This window comes from Teredinibacter franksiae, assembly GCF_014218805.1.
Classification (GTDB): Bacteria; Pseudomonadota; Gammaproteobacteria; order Pseudomonadales; family Cellvibrionaceae; genus Teredinibacter; species Teredinibacter franksiae.
The window spans coordinates 1,060,181-1,075,231 of sequence record NZ_JACJUV010000001.1; the positions used below are offsets into that span (position 1 = coordinate 1,060,181).

11 protein-coding genes are annotated in these 15,051 nt (G+C 48.5%); 2 read left to right on the forward strand and 9 right to left on the reverse strand.

The window, feature by feature from the left end:
- Positions 1–10 precede the first annotated feature (10 nt).
- The gene (gene ydiJ / locus H5336_RS04255; RefSeq protein WP_185231722.1) at positions 11–3,130 is read left to right on the forward strand and encodes a D-2-hydroxyglutarate dehydrogenase YdiJ; all 3,120 of its coding nucleotides are present in this window, start codon (positions 11–13) and stop codon (positions 3,128–3,130) included.
- Positions 3,131–3,184: 54 nt separating this feature from the next.
- On the opposite strand, the gene purU is transcribed toward ydiJ, so the two are convergent.
- The 3 genes from purU to H5336_RS04270 all read right to left on the reverse strand — a co-directional run bounded on the left by purU (position 3,185) and on the right by H5336_RS04270 (position 6,016).
- Positions 3,185–4,051, reverse strand: coding sequence for a formyltetrahydrofolate deformylase (gene purU / locus H5336_RS04260; protein ID WP_185231724.1), 867 nt, complete (start codon positions 4,049–4,051; stop codon positions 3,185–3,187).
- Between the two features lie 254 nt (positions 4,052–4,305).
- Complete coding sequence (locus H5336_RS04265; protein ID WP_185231726.1) at positions 4,306–5,124, reverse strand: SDR family oxidoreductase; 819 nt, start codon at positions 5,122–5,124, stop codon at positions 4,306–4,308.
- A gap of 52 nt (positions 5,125–5,176) precedes the next feature.
- Positions 5,177–6,016 carry an enoyl-CoA hydratase gene (locus tag H5336_RS04270; protein WP_246439024.1) on the reverse strand — a complete coding sequence of 280 codons (840 nt, stop codon included), beginning with the start codon at positions 6,014–6,016 and terminating at the stop codon, positions 5,177–5,179.
- Positions 6,017–6,129: 113 nt separating this feature from the next.
- On the opposite strand from H5336_RS04270, the gene argS reads away from it, so the two are divergent.
- Positions 6,130–7,857 (forward strand): arginine--tRNA ligase, encoded by a 1,728-nt coding sequence (gene argS / locus H5336_RS04275; RefSeq protein WP_185231728.1) that lies wholly within the window; start codon positions 6,130–6,132, stop codon positions 7,855–7,857.
- 6 nt (positions 7,858–7,863) lie between these two features.
- Here argS and H5336_RS04280 read toward each other — a convergent pair whose 3' ends face one another.
- The 6 genes from H5336_RS04280 to H5336_RS04305 all read right to left on the reverse strand — a co-directional run bounded on the left by H5336_RS04280 (position 7,864) and on the right by H5336_RS04305 (position 14,934).
- Positions 7,864–8,493 carry a M15 family metallopeptidase gene (locus tag H5336_RS04280; RefSeq protein ID WP_185231730.1) on the reverse strand — a complete coding sequence of 210 codons (630 nt, stop codon included), beginning with the start codon at positions 8,491–8,493 and terminating at the stop codon, positions 7,864–7,866.
- A gap of 166 nt (positions 8,494–8,659) precedes the next feature.
- The gene (gene fbp / locus H5336_RS04285) at positions 8,660–9,694 is read right to left on the reverse strand and encodes a class 1 fructose-bisphosphatase (RefSeq protein WP_221628126.1); all 1,035 of its coding nucleotides are present in this window, start codon (positions 9,692–9,694) and stop codon (positions 8,660–8,662) included.
- A 226-nt stretch (positions 9,695–9,920) separates the two neighbouring features.
- Positions 9,921–11,054, reverse strand: coding sequence for a hypothetical protein (locus tag H5336_RS04290; RefSeq protein WP_185231733.1), 1,134 nt, complete (start codon positions 11,052–11,054; stop codon positions 9,921–9,923).
- Positions 11,055–11,242: 188 nt separating this feature from the next.
- A complete protein-coding gene (locus H5336_RS04295) occupies positions 11,243–11,551 on the reverse strand; it encodes a YqcC family protein (RefSeq protein ID WP_185231735.1) in 309 nt (102 codons plus the stop codon).
- A gap of 111 nt (positions 11,552–11,662) precedes the next feature.
- Positions 11,663–13,783 (reverse strand): ATP-dependent DNA helicase DinG, encoded by a 2,121-nt coding sequence (gene dinG / locus H5336_RS04300; protein ID WP_185231737.1) that lies wholly within the window; start codon positions 13,781–13,783, stop codon positions 11,663–11,665.
- Entirely contained in the window at positions 13,783–14,934 is a 1,152-nt protein-coding gene (locus H5336_RS04305; RefSeq protein WP_185231739.1) for a 1-acyl-sn-glycerol-3-phosphate acyltransferase, read from the reverse strand. The genes dinG and H5336_RS04305 overlap by 1 nt, the downstream gene beginning before the upstream one ends.
- Positions 14,935–15,051: the final 117 nt, after the last annotated feature.

Here is a 15,051-nt window from a genome sequence, read left to right on the forward strand (position 1 = left end):
ACCCGTTGTTATGATCCCGAAGCTCACGCCTTTTCACGAGCAGCAAAGCCTTTACCTCGACTTCTTTCAACAGCTGGGGCAACAGGGTTTTCATGGTGAAATCGACGCCGATATCAGCAACCGCTTGGTTTTAGCCACGGACAACTCAATCTATCAGGTACTCCCCCAAGGTGTAGTCTTTCCAAAGGATATTAACGACCTGATAACACTCTCCCAATTAGCCGCAAAGGTAAACTTTCAGAGCATTGTGCTCACCCCCCGAGGCGGTGGCACAGGCACTAACGCTCAATCTCTCACCGATGGCATTGTGGTAGATACCTCCCGGCACATGAATCACGTATTGGAAATCAACACCGACGAATGCTGGGCGAGGGTTGAATCCGGCGTGGTCAAAGACCAGCTCAACGCAGCGCTTAAACCTTATGGGTTATTTTTCGCCCCGGACCTCTCCACCAGCAACCGGGCGACTATTGGCGGCATGATTAATACCGATGCTTCCGGACAGGGTTCCTGTGTATACGGCAAAACCCGCGACCACGTTTTAGAACTGACTACCGTACTGCTGGACGGCTCGGTAATGGAAACTCGGGCGCTGGACGCCGAGGAAGAAAATGCCATTTGCCAGGGCGATGATCGCTGCGCGCAAATTCATAATCTGGCGGTGGAAATTCAACAGGAGCACCAAGCGTTAATCGACGAAGTTTTTCCGCCGCTCAACCGCTGCCTTACGGGGTACGACCTAGCGCATATTCGAGACGACGAAAATCGGCTAAACCTGAATAACATTTTGTGTGGCAGTGAAGGTACACTGGGTTTTGTTGCCCAAGCCAAGCTCAACCTACTGCCTATTCCACATTACTCCGCATTGGTGGTGGTAAAATATTCAGATTTCAATAATTCGCTACGCGATGCCACCGAATTAATGCGGGCAAACCCTACCTCTATCGAAACCATAGATTCAAAAGTGCTTACACTGGCCATGAACGACTTTATATGGGATCAGGTAGAAGAGTTTTTCGATGCGGCCAAAAATATTCGCCTGAGCAACGACGACAGCCCTCTGCAGGGCATTAACCTTGTGGAGTTCACCGGTAACAGCGAACAACAGTTGCAGGACGGTATCGACCAACTCACAGCAATTCTTAAGCAAAAAATTGCCCACAGCAGTAATAACACTGATTTTGAAGCCAGCGAATATACGCCAAGCGGCCGCCTGGGTTATTCCATTGCCATGGGCAACGATGCCGTAAAACGTATATGGGCCATGCGCAAAAGAGCGGTTGGCCTACTGGGTAATGCTGCGGGCGAAGCTCGCCCGGTTCCCTTTGTGGAAGACACCGCCGTTCCACCCGAAAACCTTGCCGATTTTATTTTGGAATTTCGTGAAATTCTTGACGGATACCAGCTCGATTACGGTATGTTCGGTCATGTGGATGCAGGCGTTTTACATGTACGCCCAGCACTGGACATGAAAGACCCCGAGCAGGAACAAATAGCCTGGGAAATTTCTGATCGGGTGGCCGACCTCTGCCTGCAATATGGAGGCTTACTTTGGGGAGAACATGGAAAGGGGGTACGTTCAGATTATTCACCGAAGTTTTTCGGCGAACTCTACCCCCAACTGCAGCGCGTTAAAGCGGCCTTCGACCCAAACAACCAATTAAACCCCGGTAAAATTGCAACACCAACAGAAGAACTAGAATTACTTAAAATTAATGAAGTACCTACGCGCGGTCAATACGACAGAGAAATTTCGCCCGACGCTTGGCAAAGCTTTGCCGAGGCGGTTTACTGCAACGGCAACGGTGCCTGCTACAACTGGAACCCAACAGACGCCATGTGCCCTTCGTGGAAAAGTACACGCGATCGTATTCACTCGCCAAAAGGGCGAGCGTCTTTGGTTCGAACCTGGCTAAAACTACTTTCAGACAACCGCATTCACCCGCAAGCCGAATTACGTAAAGCGCACGGCCTGCGCTCGCTGGTAGCGTTTCCGAAGAAACTGTTCAACCAGATCGGCAGGAAATCTTCCAACGATTTTTCCCACGATGTTTACGACGCAATGTCGGGCTGCCTTTCGTGTAAGGCCTGCGCCAGCCAGTGCCCTATCAAAGTTGATGTACCGGAATTTCGCAGCCGCTTTATTGCGCTTTACCACACCCGCTACTTGCGCCCCTTAAAAGATTATTTGGTCGGCACCTTAGAATTTTTGTTACCTCTGTGTGCCATATTCCCAGCAATGTATAACGGCGTAATGTCACTGACACCCGTAAAAGCGTTGCTCAAGCATTGGGTAGGTTTTATTGACGGCCCACTGTTAAGCCGTGTAAACCCGAAAAAGCACGGTATAAAAATGGCGAATTTGCGTGCTATTCAACGCATGAGCGACGAAGAAAAAGCAAAAACGGTTGTTATTGCTCAAGATGCCTTTACCCGCTATTTTGAAACGCCACTGATTATTGATATTTGTACACTCTTAACCCAACTGGGCTACACACCTTTACTGGCGCCGTTTAAAGCCAACGGTAAACCGCTGCACATACACGGTTTTTTAAACTGGTTTACCAAGGTTGCGCGCCGCAATTCTGCCATGCTGAACAAGTTCAGTAACGCTGGTGTTCAACTGGTAGGTATTGACCCCTCCATGACCTATACCTACCGCGCCGAATACAAAAAGTTTTTACAGGACGAACCCGAAGGCAGCACAGCACCCCATGTACTGTTGCTACAAGAATGGCTGAGCGAGCAACTGCACGTACTACAGGCACAGGTACCCGTGAAACATAGTACCTACACTCTATTGCCGCATTGCATTGAGCAATCTCACGCAACACGTGAACGCGACCAGTGGAAAGCTATTTTCGAAGCCCTTGGCCAAAAGGTAGAAATACTGTCGCTTGGCTGCTGCGGTATGTCCGGTACCTACGGCCATGAAGCCCGCAACAGTGAAACATCTACAAAGATTTATGATTTAAGCTGGAAAAAACCCGTAGACGCTACCGATACCGAATTTTTGCTCGCCACAGGGTATTCCTGTAGAAGTCAGGTGAAACGTGAAGGCGGAAAAATTGTTAGGCACCCGCTACAGGCGATGCTGGAGATTTTGCACAAAAACGATGACACAGAATAAAACTGTACGGGTGCTCCCACGTAGGCACGCAGGAGCAAAAACGGGTACGGATAACTAACGGGTAAACACAACCGTTTTTTGTCCGTTCAGCAACACCCTGTGCTCTGCATGCCAACGAACAGCACGCTGCAACACTACGGCTTCGGTATTGCGGCCAATTTCTACCAACTCTTCTGGTGAGTTGGCATGCGTTACGCGCTCAACTTCCTGCTCAATAATCGGCCCTTCATCCAACTCGGCCGTTACATAGTGTGCGGTAGCCCCTATCAGCTTCACCCCGCGATCGTAGGCCTGATGGTATGGCTTAGCGCCTTTAAAACCAGGTAGAAAAGAATGGTGAATATTAATAGCCCGGCCTTCCAACTGTTTACACAGGTTGTCGGAAAGAATTTGCATGTAGCGCGCAAGCACCAATAGCTCGGTATCGGTTTGCTGCATCAAGTCGAGCATTTGCTGTTCTTGCTCGGCTTTGGTTTCTTTGGTGACAGGTAAATAATGGTACGGGACTTCGTACCACTCGGTAAGCTTACGCATAGTTTCGTGGTTAGAGACCACACCTACAATATCCACCGGTAAAGTACCGCGCTTCCACGCATTGAGCAGCTCATTTAGACAATGCCCCCACTGGGACACGGCAATCATCACCTTGGCTTTTTTGCTACCATCGGTGAGCGACCAGTCCATTTTGTAACGGGCGGCAACCGACTGGAAAGCGGTGGTAACATCTGCAAGGCTTTTTGGGCCTTCAACAGACTCCAAAAGCGTACGCATAAAAAAGCGGCGAGTGGTGACATCCTCAAACTGAGATGACTCCCGAATATTAAACCCCTGAAGTGAGAATAAACTGGCGACCGAGGCTACAATTCCCGGTTGGTCGTCACAGCTGAACTTAAGAATCAGCTCTTTGACTTTTGCTGTCATGATGCCCTCTTATTTTTATCGCGCCCCCATGGGCAAGGCGCGATCATAGCAAGCACTTATTAAAAGGGCACCCCTATTAAGTGCTTTTAGCCTTTGGTTTTACCCGCAATTCATGCGCAAAGCACACGTTAAAGCCATGCTAGTGCCTAGCGACACCCCTTAACGCCACTTACTAGGCCGCCGTAAAAGCCACGAATGGCGTGGCCTGGCAGCCACACAAACGTTAAAAGTAATGAATACCGCCAGCCTGAAGACTATTCACCCTCCGTGGAGGTCTTCATCATAAAATCACCAAGCGTTGCCGCGTAAGACGAAATACCGCCCAATGACCAGCCACCATCCACCGGTATTACCGTACCATTCATATAGCTGGCAAAATCTGAAGCGAGAAACATACACAAGTTGCCAACATCCTCAGGTGTACCCAAACGGCGCAGTGGCACACCGGCCTTCACTTGAGCCATTAACGCCGGTGTGGGCGCTAAGCGGCTCATACCCTCTGTTCCCTCTATTGGCCCGGGCACAACACTGTTAACCCGCACACCCTTGGGCCCCCACTCCATAGCAAGCGTGCGCGTAATCATATCGACCCCAGCTTTGGCCGCACACACATGGGACTGGGCGATCATCGGCAAAAATGCCTGTGGCGCCGATATATTCACCACACTTGCACCCGGCTTTTTCAGGTGACAATACGCGGCCTGCATAACATGAAAGGTACCGAGTAAGTCGATATCCACAACGGACTTAAAAGCGTTGGCCGACATGCCATTGGCCAAAGCGGGGAAATTACCCGCTGCCCCGCTTACCAGTACATCAAACTGGCCAAAAGCCTGTTCAACATCACTAAAACCCTTGCGTATGGCATCTTGGTCGCGCACATCGGCAGCAAAGCCCATTGCTTCAGCCCCCAGAATAGCCAAGGCCGACACGGTATCTTCAACCTTCTGCTCACTTCTACTGGCTACAGCCACACGCGCACCAGCGCGGGCAAAACTTTCGGCTATGCCCCGGTTAATACCGCTTGTGCCTCCCACTACCACTACCGTACGACCACTGAAATCAAATGTCATTTTTATACCCGTGCTTGAGTGTTCATTCATTATAGTTTGGAGAAACCAGCCATTACAGTTTGGAAAAATCTGCGGGCCTTTTTTCAAAGAAAGCGGCAACAGCCTCGGCGAACTCCGCACTGTTTAACGCATCGGTAAAACTCAACATTTCTTCCCCAAAGCTTGTTGCCACCTGTTTACGATCCGCAGCTTTCAATAAGGCTTTTGTTTCGATCATCGCTTTTGGTGGCTGCCTGCACAACTTTTCACATTGCTCGCGAGCATAGGCAACCGGGTCGTCCACCAACCGATTAACCAACCCTGCCGCCTCCGCGTCGCTGGCATCAAACGCTTCACCCAATAACAGCCACTCGGCAGCGCGCGGATGCCCTACCAGTTTGGGAAGCAAATAAGAACTCGCGTTTTCTGGGCGTAACCCCAGGTTCGCAAACGGCAGTGAAAACTCGGCATCTTTAGCGCTGTACACAAGGTCGCAATGCAGCAACAACGTTGTGCCAACACCTACCGCAGACCCTTCCACTGCGGCTACGGCCGGTTTCGGAAACCGCTCTAAAGCGGTTAAAAATCGAACAATTGCATTGTCGCCCTCTATTAGCGCCTTGGGGGCCGCGAGAACAGCCGTAAAATCTTTTAGGTCATTACCACTAGAGAAGTATTTTCCAGCCCCCCAAAACAATACCGCCCGCACTTCGGGGTTTTCGGCGGCAGCATTAAGCTCACCAGCCATTGCCTCATACATGGCTAGATTGAGCGCATTTTTCTTGCTGATGCGATTGAACATTATTTCAACAACACCTCCTGTTTGCGTTATTTGCACCTCATCGGTCATCGCATGATCTCCACAGCGGTTAGCAATATTGCCATTGTCAGCGCTCTCGCGGCATTTCGCCATGGCTTCATATGCCAATTTTATTGGCAAATCCCTGCGGTATCGGGTACACCCTTGCTTCTGACGAATATGCCGTTACAATCGCGACTTCTCAAAAGCCCCAAGATTTCATCGCAATGAATATTAGAAGTTTCCTCGCAAATCGCGTACGTAATGCCATGTCTGACGCTGGTATACCCAATGACTATAGTCCTGCTCTGGCCATTGCCAAAAAAGCCGGATTTGGCGACTATCAGGCCAACGGTGCTATGGCAGCCGCCAAAGCCATGAAAACCAACCCTCGCGAGCTGGCACAATCCATTGTCAACAACCTGGATTTGAGCGGTGTTGCCCAAAAAGTGGAAATTGCCGGGCCCGGCTTTATCAATATTCACCTTGCGCCTGAATGGCTGGCTCAACAACTGAGCAGTAAAGAAAACTACCTAAATACCGAGGACGAAGAGCAAATCGTTATTATCGATTACTCATCGCCCAACCTCGCGAAAGAAATGCATGTGGGTCATTTGCGCTCTACCATTATTGGTGATGCCATAGCCCGTATTTTGGCGTTCAGGGGTGACAAGGTTATTCGCCAAAACCATGTTGGCGACTGGGGCACACAGTTTGGTATGTTGATCGCAGAGCTAGAGCAACATTTAGGCGCAGGCGCGCAGGCTGAACTAGCACTGAAAGATCTCGAAGGTTTTTATCAGCAAGCCAAAGCCCATTTTGATGAAGACCCCGCATTCGCCGATAAAGCGCGTAACTACGTTGTGGAGCTGCAGTCTGGCAATAAAAAAATCCTTGCGCTTTGGGAAAAGTTTCGTGAAGTATCACTGAGCCACAGCGAGGATATTTACCGTAAATTAAACGTCACTCTCAGCACTGAAGATGTGTATGGGGAAAGCGCCTATAACGACGACCTAGCGCCCACAGTGCAGTCATTAAAAGAAAAAGAACTAGCGATTGAAGACGACGGCGCCCAAGTGGTATTTCTACAGGAGCTGGCCGACAAAAAAGGCAACCCAAGCCCTGTTATCGTGCAAAAGAAAGATGGTGGCTACCTCTATGCAACTACCGACCTAGCCGCACTGCGTTATCGCACAGAAAAACTTGAAGCTAACCGCATTCTTTATTTTATTGACGCCCGCCAATCACTTCACATGCAACAGGTCTTCACCGTTGCGCGTAAGGCTGGTTTCGTCAGTGATTGGGTGAGCCTGGAACACCACCCCTTTGGTACAATGATGGGCCCCGACGGCAAACCCTTCAAAACCCGTTCGGGCACTACGGTAAAACTCGCAGACTTACTTGAAGAAGCCAACGAACGCGCACTTGCGGTGGTGAAAGAGAAAAATGCCGATTTGCCAGACGAAGAAGCGCTAATAGTCGCCAGAAAAGTGGGGATTGGCGCGGTGAAGTATGCCGACCTATCTAAAACACGTACTAACGATTACATTTTTAACTGGGATGCAATGCTTAGCTTTGAAGGCAATACAGGCCCTTACCTGCAATACGCCTACACGCGTATATTCAGTATTTTCCGCAAGGCAGGCTTAGAAATTGAGCGTTTCGATGCCGCACTCGAATTAAATGAGCCACAGGAACAAGCACTGGCATTAAGAGCATTACAATTCAACGAAGCCCTAGAGCAAGTCAGCGCCGAAGCCATGCCACACGTACTCTGCACCTACCTCTACGATCTAGCCAGTTTATTTATGACGTTTTACGAAGCCTGCCCAATATTAAAAGAAGGTATTAGCGAAGATGTGCGCAACAGCCGCCTATATTTAAGTAAAACGGTTGCCGACACGCTCAGCCAAGGGCTGGAACTATTGGGTATTGAAACAATGGAGCGCATGTAACTGCGCTCAATATCCACTAGGCGAGAAATGCATAAAGTCTTTTTGCTTTCCGGCTATCTCGCCCCCCCACTTTAAACCAAGTGATTTCATCGCCGCTACAATTTCACTTTCCACGGTCAAGCTGCCATAAATATTAGGGTCCCACTCCCCACCTTTTCGCAAACGACATTTCGGTCCAAACTCGATACAATTACCGTATAGACCGTTTTGCTCGTCATTAATATCGATGGCAATTCCAAAAGAATGATTACTGAAGCGCGTGCGATTGCCTTCAGTGTCAACGTCACCTCGGGTCATTCCCACACGATAGCCCACCAGTTTTAAAATAGGCTCCTCCCGTACCACCAACGCGTTAAGCTGGGTCTCAAGCGTGCCCGCCAACTTTTTACACACCAAAACTTCGGGTAAGTCACCAACTTTAATAGCCCGCTGGTCTTCTCGACAAACGGTGCAGCCTGTTTCTTTATCTATTTCGTATGAGGCCAAAGCGGCATAAGGGTGGGATACTGTTCGAAAATCTACAGCTTTTTTTTGAACGACGCTCCACTTGTAAGTGGAGTAGGTACAGGTAGAAGGGGGATTAGCCGACACCCCCACAGACAAGCACAGAAACAGCCATCCAAAAGCTCGAAGCATAACTTTAACCTTCTTCAACTGAAGGGTACCTCGATTAATTATTCGACTCAAAAATTCTGTGGGGATACCAAGAAATAGTTTACCTCCATGTAAATACGTCAACTCAACCTTGAGCTAACGGTTTCCGCCGTTCTCCCTCCAATATCGAGGGCAGCTCTTTATTGGATTAAGCAAACGCGCGCATAAAGTCTTCGGCTTTTTTCACCATATTGGGTGAACCGACAAACAGTGGCGTGCGCTGATGAAGCTCAGTGGGCTCTAGCTCGAGAACTCTGCGATGGCCATCGGAAGCAATACCACCGGCCTGCTCCATAATAAACGCAATAGGGTTACACTCGTAGAGTAAACGTAGCTTTCCCTTAGGGTGGCCCGCATAAGATGGGTAGAAGAAAATGCCGCCCTTCAATAAATTACGGTGGAAGTCGGCAACAAGCGAACCAATATATCGCGAAGCATAGGGCCGCGACGATGCTTCATCCCGCTCCTGACAGTATTTAATGTACTGTTTTACGCCCATAGGGAAATGTACGTAGTTTCCTTCATTAACTGAATAAATTTGCCCACGCTCAGGAATACGCATATTTTCATGGGACAAATAATAAACACCAATGGAGGGGTCAAACGTAAACCCATTAACACCATTACCCGTGGTGTATACAAGCATGGTAGATGAGCCGAAAATAACATACCCCGCCGCTACCTGCTCGGTACCTTTTTGCAAGAAGTCTTCCAGCTGTACCGGTCCATCCTCGGGAGAAACGCGACGATAAATAGAAAATATAGTGCCTACGGCAACGTTCACATCTATGTTAGAAGAACCGTCTACCGGGTCGATTAACACCACGTATTTACTGCCTACGTTTTGAGGTTGGTTAAACTCAACAAAAGACTCTTCTTCTTCAGAGGCTAAACCGCAAACCAAACCGCGCGCGGCAAGCGCTGCTTTAAATTTTTCGTTCGCATAAACATCCAGCTTTTGTTGCTGCTCGCCTTGAACATTTTCCTGACCAGCATAACCGGTAATATCGGCAATTCCGGCCTTGTTAATTTCTCTGTGTACAAGCTTGGCCGCTAATTTTATGGCGCCAAAAATTTGCGTGAGATCGCCGGTTGCCCCCGGATACTCATGCTGCTTTTGTATAACAAACTCACCCAGAGTCACTAGGTCTTTCACTTGCTTTGTTTCCTGAATATCGGTCATCAATTTTCCCCACGAGCGGCTGCCTTTGGTCATACCAATGGCTTGACCAATAATACACAGAGGCATTACCAAAAGTAAACCAAAAGAAAGTAGGGATTTGGCAACCTAAGCTTAGCTTGGCAGCAGCAGGAGAGAAGGAATTAAACACCTATTTAATTGTATGACTAAATGTAATCAGTTACATGTGTAAAGAACCGTGAGGCAGCATGAATCTGCCCCAGCGAAATCAGCTGTCGCCTCGCCCCAGTCGGTAAGCTGTACCGACACCCAAAAAGAGCCATACCCAATCGATAAGGCCTAAATCGGCTATTAACATCTCAAGGGTAGACACCTGCTCTACATTGGCGCTTAGTGATGCCTTCGCCCACTCAAACATCGACAACCCCCCAACCGCCAATTGCTTAAGCAGCGGTGCCGTGTAAGTTTTGAAGTAGGTAATATCCTCTTGCGTTAAATCACTGATATTCACCGCAAGCCCATAGCCGTAAAAAACCATAAACTGTTTAAGCGATGGCTCATCGACTACTGTTGCAAGGTAACGCTTTGCATTGTGCTGTTCGGCTTCGTACAGCGGCTTCAGGTCGGCCTCTGCGTAGGCAGCAGCAACGGTCGACACAAATTCTTTATGTGCATAGTAGGTTGCGCAATACTTTCCACCGGCAATTGCCACTATCGCAAATAAGCCACAGACGATACCCGACATCTCTCCTCTGCCGCCCGATTTTGCCGCAGCAAAACCAATCAAGCCACCGATTACCCAGGCAATTACGCCGAGTTCGAAGTTGAGTGCCAGCGAAATAAAAATCCACAAGCAAGCCCCCAAAAGGGCTGCAATAAGGGCTGCAATAAGGGCTGGAAAGTAGACCGCAGCTCCAGCCTGCTCGTCAGTCAATTTTTTCGACACTGTTGAATGCTGTTTCTTTTCACTTTTCGTGTCAAAACGTGACTCACTTTGCACAGCGTTATGCGCTGCATTCAGTTTGTGCATATAGATACCACAACCACAACACAGCTCTGCAAGTGGCTGCTCTAACATACATTTAGGGCAGGCGACTAAATTTGTATCCGGTTCTGCTACTGAACTCGGTATCGCCTCTACATCAAGCGGTTGAAGCGTTTGGCCGGTAATTTCTGGCTCGATGCGGATATTGAGGCCGATCACCTCAAGTCGTTTCTTATAAATATCGACTTTGTCTTTTACTAAGCCCTTTTTAAGTACACACCGTCTTTCAAGTGCGGCCTGAGCTTTTTCTACAGGCAGATTAAATAATGCGGCAAAGGTTCGTTTAACCTGAGCCGGGTCAACGCCTGCCAGAAATTCGCCTGAATTTACAATTTTGTAGGTAGCAACATCCCCCAATTTGCCCGCCTCCTGCGTCTTTGATAATTACTATTAGAAGAATGCAGTTATTGCGTATTTTTTCAAAACGCAACGCATGAAAGCTGCTACAACCGATAATAGATCCCCGTAGCCGCTTAATTCAAACGTACAAGAATGTAAAAAACGTAATTAAATGTATGCTTTTTCGACGAAAAAGAGGAGGCAGGCTACGCGGAGAGTAATTTATCGAGGCTTTCAAACAGCTCTACAAGGTGTTTGGCTCGACTCAGCTCCTGGCGAAAAGCTTCTTCCACCATGGGTGCGATTAAACTGCTTTCTGGAAGGGGTAAGTTTTGTCTGACCAATTCAGACATCTTTGGTAAAAATATAAACTGTATCCACTGCGGAAATTCCAGAGTATCAATGCAAAAGGGCTCTGTACTCGCCAACGCACAGGAACTGGGAGCCTCTACCGACCAGGCTCCCATGACTTTGAGTTCTTGCTCAATTTGCAGGAGTAAACGCATCAGGCTCATACAAAACCCCACTGGTAATTGCGATACAAATGCGGCCGAAAAATATTGGTCATTATTGGGCACCTCTATTATTAAATACGGCTATTAAACTCTGTAATTGGAGGTGCCCCTTTAGCGTATGCCGCCACCAAACGGGGGTAATGAATCCAAAAGCGCGCGACCATAACGCTTGGTGAGCAGGCGCTTATCGAGAATTGATATTTTCCCTATATCGGTTTCGGTTCGAAGCAGTCGACCGCAAGCCTGCACTAAACGTACAGCCGCATCAGGAACGGTAATCTGCATAAAGGCATTACCACCACTGTTTTCTATCCATTCGGCTAATGCCGCTTCTATTGGGTCGTCTGGAACAGCAAAAGGTATTTTAGCAATAATGACATGGGTACAATAATTTCCAGGTAGATCTATTCCCTCAGCAAAACTCGCCAACCCAAAAAGTACGCTCCCCTCGCCAGCATCAATGCGGTGTTTATGTTTGCGTACCAACGCCTGCTTACTTTCTACGCCTTGCATTAACACCAGCTTACGAATATCTCGTGAAAGATCTTCATAAACATCCAGCATCTGCTTGCGAGACGAAAATAAAACAAGTGTGCCTGAATGCTCGTCGATAATCTTAGGTAGTAACTCAATCACACTGTCAGTATGGGCCAGAGCATTATTGGCCTCCAAAGCGCCTTCCGGAATTAAAAGCTGTGCATTTTTCGTGTAATCAAAAGGGCTGGGCACAACGCTATAAATATATTCATCTTTGGTGCCGGCTCGAATTTTAAAACGATCAAACGAATTAAGTGCTGTAAGCGTTGCCGATGTCACCACCGCACCAAAGCAGCGCGACCAAAGATCTTTTTCCAGTGCGCGGGAGGCCAATATTGGGCTGGATACAATTTCAAAATCACTGAGATCATTAAACTCAAGTAGCGTTATCCAACGCGCATACGGAAAAGCCTTATTCACCGAGGTATCAGCATAACTACTCCACAAAGCCAGGTTAGCTTCTGCTCGCGACAACCAGGAGCCTAATACCGGTAGTACATTTTCTATATCTACCCGTGGCACCGTAGGATAATCCTCGTCGACCAGCGCATTAACTTCTTTGTTGAGTTTTTCTAACAGCAGCACCAAGTCGGTAAAGGCATCCTGTAACAGCGACGCTAATTCTTCCAGCTCTGCCGGCACCACCCCCTCTGGGAATCTCAAACGCGGCGTATATTGGTCGCGGTCAACCTCCTGAGTAAGCACCTGAATTAAATACAAATTTGTTTCGAGAATTGTACGTGTTTTTTTAAGTGTTGCCTCCATGGGCTGAGACAACTGGGTAAAGTAGGTTGCATCTTGCAAAGGTGCAATAATGCTGGGCCACTGCCCCTCACCCTGCCCTAACCAACGGATAGTACTGCGATACCGGGTATTAGCCGAAAAGTGATTGAGCGCCTTATCGGGCAGATGGTGACCTTCATCAAAAATATAAATCGTATCTTCCGGCGCCGATAATATGACCCCTCCCCCTAGGGCCAAATCCGCTAACACAAGGTCGTGGTTTGCAACAATACAGTCGGCCTCATCTAGCTCGTCCCGCGCGTTAAAGAACGCACAATTTCGAACAAAGCTACATTTACGCCCGGTGCATTGGCGATGATCCGTTGTTACTTTTTGCCAGCTACCCTGCTCAATTTCATCGTCCCAATTATCGCGATCTCCATCCCATTTGCCATGAGAAAGGCGTTCCATCATCGACGTGTAGAGTTTCTTTTCTGCAGGCGAAACACCACTCTGCTCATCTTCGTAGAGCGGAATAAACTGAACATCTTCCTCTGTGGAAAGAATGCGGTCGAGCTTGGCGAGACACAAATAGCGCCCGCGCCCCTTCGCTAGACGAAACTGAAAATCCAGCTTGCTATAGCGGATAAGTTCCGGCAGGTCTTTTAAAACCACCTGCTCCTGCAGGGCAACCGTGGCCGTAGCCAGCACCAATTTTTTATCCCACATTTTTGCCAGTGGCAGTGCCGCGAGCAAATAGGCTACCGTTTTACCCGTACCGGTGCCCGCCTCCACAACACACACATGGTTATTGGAACTTCGCTCTTGGCGTTCGTTAATTTCAATATTGCCGAGCGTACGGGCAATCTCCGCAATCATTAACTTTTGCCCGTAACGAGGCTTAAGTTCTTTGGCGGCGAGAAATTGGCTATAAGCGTTTTGAATAGTTTCCCGAGTATGGTCGTCGAGCACTACTTTTCCCCAAGCCGTCGGTATACCGGGTTAGCATAACTTTCGAGCAATATTTTTTTCTGGCCGACGTTACAGGTGGCGATACGCTCTTTAAACTCGTCGCGCTCCTGCTGCCACTCACCGGATTGAAACTCAGCTTGGTTTTCACCCACTTTCACATCAGGCTTTCGATTTTCAAGTAACTCGTAGGCAATACAATTGGAAGGGTGTAATACGTAATTAGCTTGCACCTGACGATCGATCTCTTCTGCCACCTGGAAAGCGTCTTCATATTCGTCGGTGAGTGGCGATCCAAATGCAATGTGTACCGCACGCTTGCGGCCAACAATTCCGCGGGCAATACTCTGTACATCCTCATGTTCATCTTTGGTGTAGGCGCCATGCACTTGCTTCTGGTGAAGCTCACGGGCTTTATCCAAATCGCAAGGGTCGAGCCCGTACGAAATACTCACAGGAACAATACTGGCCTCACGAATATAGTCAGCCAACGACATTTCCTTACCTTTACTCATCGCCAACATATTGATCAGCGCCGGGTTAGTAAAGTCCATTCCATCTTTGGCCCGCCCTTCTCGCTGTGCAATCCAGACATTTTCACGATCGTTCACTACAGAGTGGTGAATGTAGCGAGACAACTTTACCGCCGCCTGAAATTTTTCTTTTCGCGAGGATAACGCTCGGCGCACAATAAAGCATTTGTTTAAGCGCATTAGGTCCGATGCGAAGGGCTTGGTGAGGAGGTTATCCCCAATGGCAACCCGCAGCGTTGAAAACCCATTATGATACAACCCCCAATTGACAAACGCTGGGTCCATAGCAATATCACGGTGATTGCTGATAAATAGGTACGGGGTTTTCTTATCCAGCTTATCGAGGCCTGAATAGGTCAGTTGATCGACTGTCTTTTCGAGCGTTTTCGCTAGATATGTCTCGATCAGCGCTTGAAAGTCCGCAACACTGTTGACCTTTGCCAGTTCAGTTGAGACACGCTTACGCACCACGGAGCGAAACAGCTTTCGCGCAAAACCGAGCCCGCTGGGCAATTTCAGTTTTGCCACGGTATCGAGAAACTCACCATCCGCCAGTAATCTGTCCAGTGTGGGTCGAACTTCATCATCGTTATAGGGGCGAATATCTTCAAAATCTGACATGCAGGGAACTCTCATTTTTAAATTATTACCGGGTGCATCCAATCATCCGGCTGGATCTATTCCATCAATTATACCGTTTTGCTTGCCGCTGATCATGGGTAAATTGCCACACACCGT

What these genes read in the sequence shown, in the direction of transcription:
- H5336_RS04265 (WP_185231726.1), bottom strand. Translation starts at nt 5,124, where the DNA reads ATGACATTTGATTTCAGTGGTCGTACGGTAGTGGTAGTGGGAGGCACA.
- H5336_RS04295 (WP_185231735.1), bottom strand. Translation starts at nt 11,551, where the DNA reads ATGAGCCTGATGCGTTTACTCCTGCAAATTGAGCAAGAACTCAAAGTC.
- H5336_RS04305 (WP_185231739.1), bottom strand. Translation starts at nt 14,934, where the DNA reads ATGTCAGATTTTGAAGATATTCGCCCCTATAACGATGATGAAGTTCGA.
- H5336_RS04280 (WP_185231730.1), bottom strand. Translation starts at nt 8,493, where the DNA reads ATGCTTCGAGCTTTTGGATGGCTGTTTCTGTGCTTGTCTGTGGGGGTG.
- ydiJ (WP_185231722.1), top strand. Translation starts at nt 11, where the DNA reads ATGATCCCGAAGCTCACGCCTTTTCACGAGCAGCAAAGCCTTTACCTC.
- purU (WP_185231724.1), bottom strand. Translation starts at nt 4,051, where the DNA reads ATGACAGCAAAAGTCAAAGAGCTGATTCTTAAGTTCAGCTGTGACGAC.
- fbp (WP_221628126.1), bottom strand. Translation starts at nt 9,694, where the DNA reads ATGACCGATATTCAGGAAACAAAGCAAGTGAAAGACCTAGTGACTCTG.
- argS (WP_185231728.1), top strand. Translation starts at nt 6,130, where the DNA reads ATGAATATTAGAAGTTTCCTCGCAAATCGCGTACGTAATGCCATGTCT.
- H5336_RS04270 (WP_246439024.1), bottom strand. Translation starts at nt 6,016, where the DNA reads ATGGCGAAATGCCGCGAGAGCGCTGACAATGGCAATATTGCTAACCGC.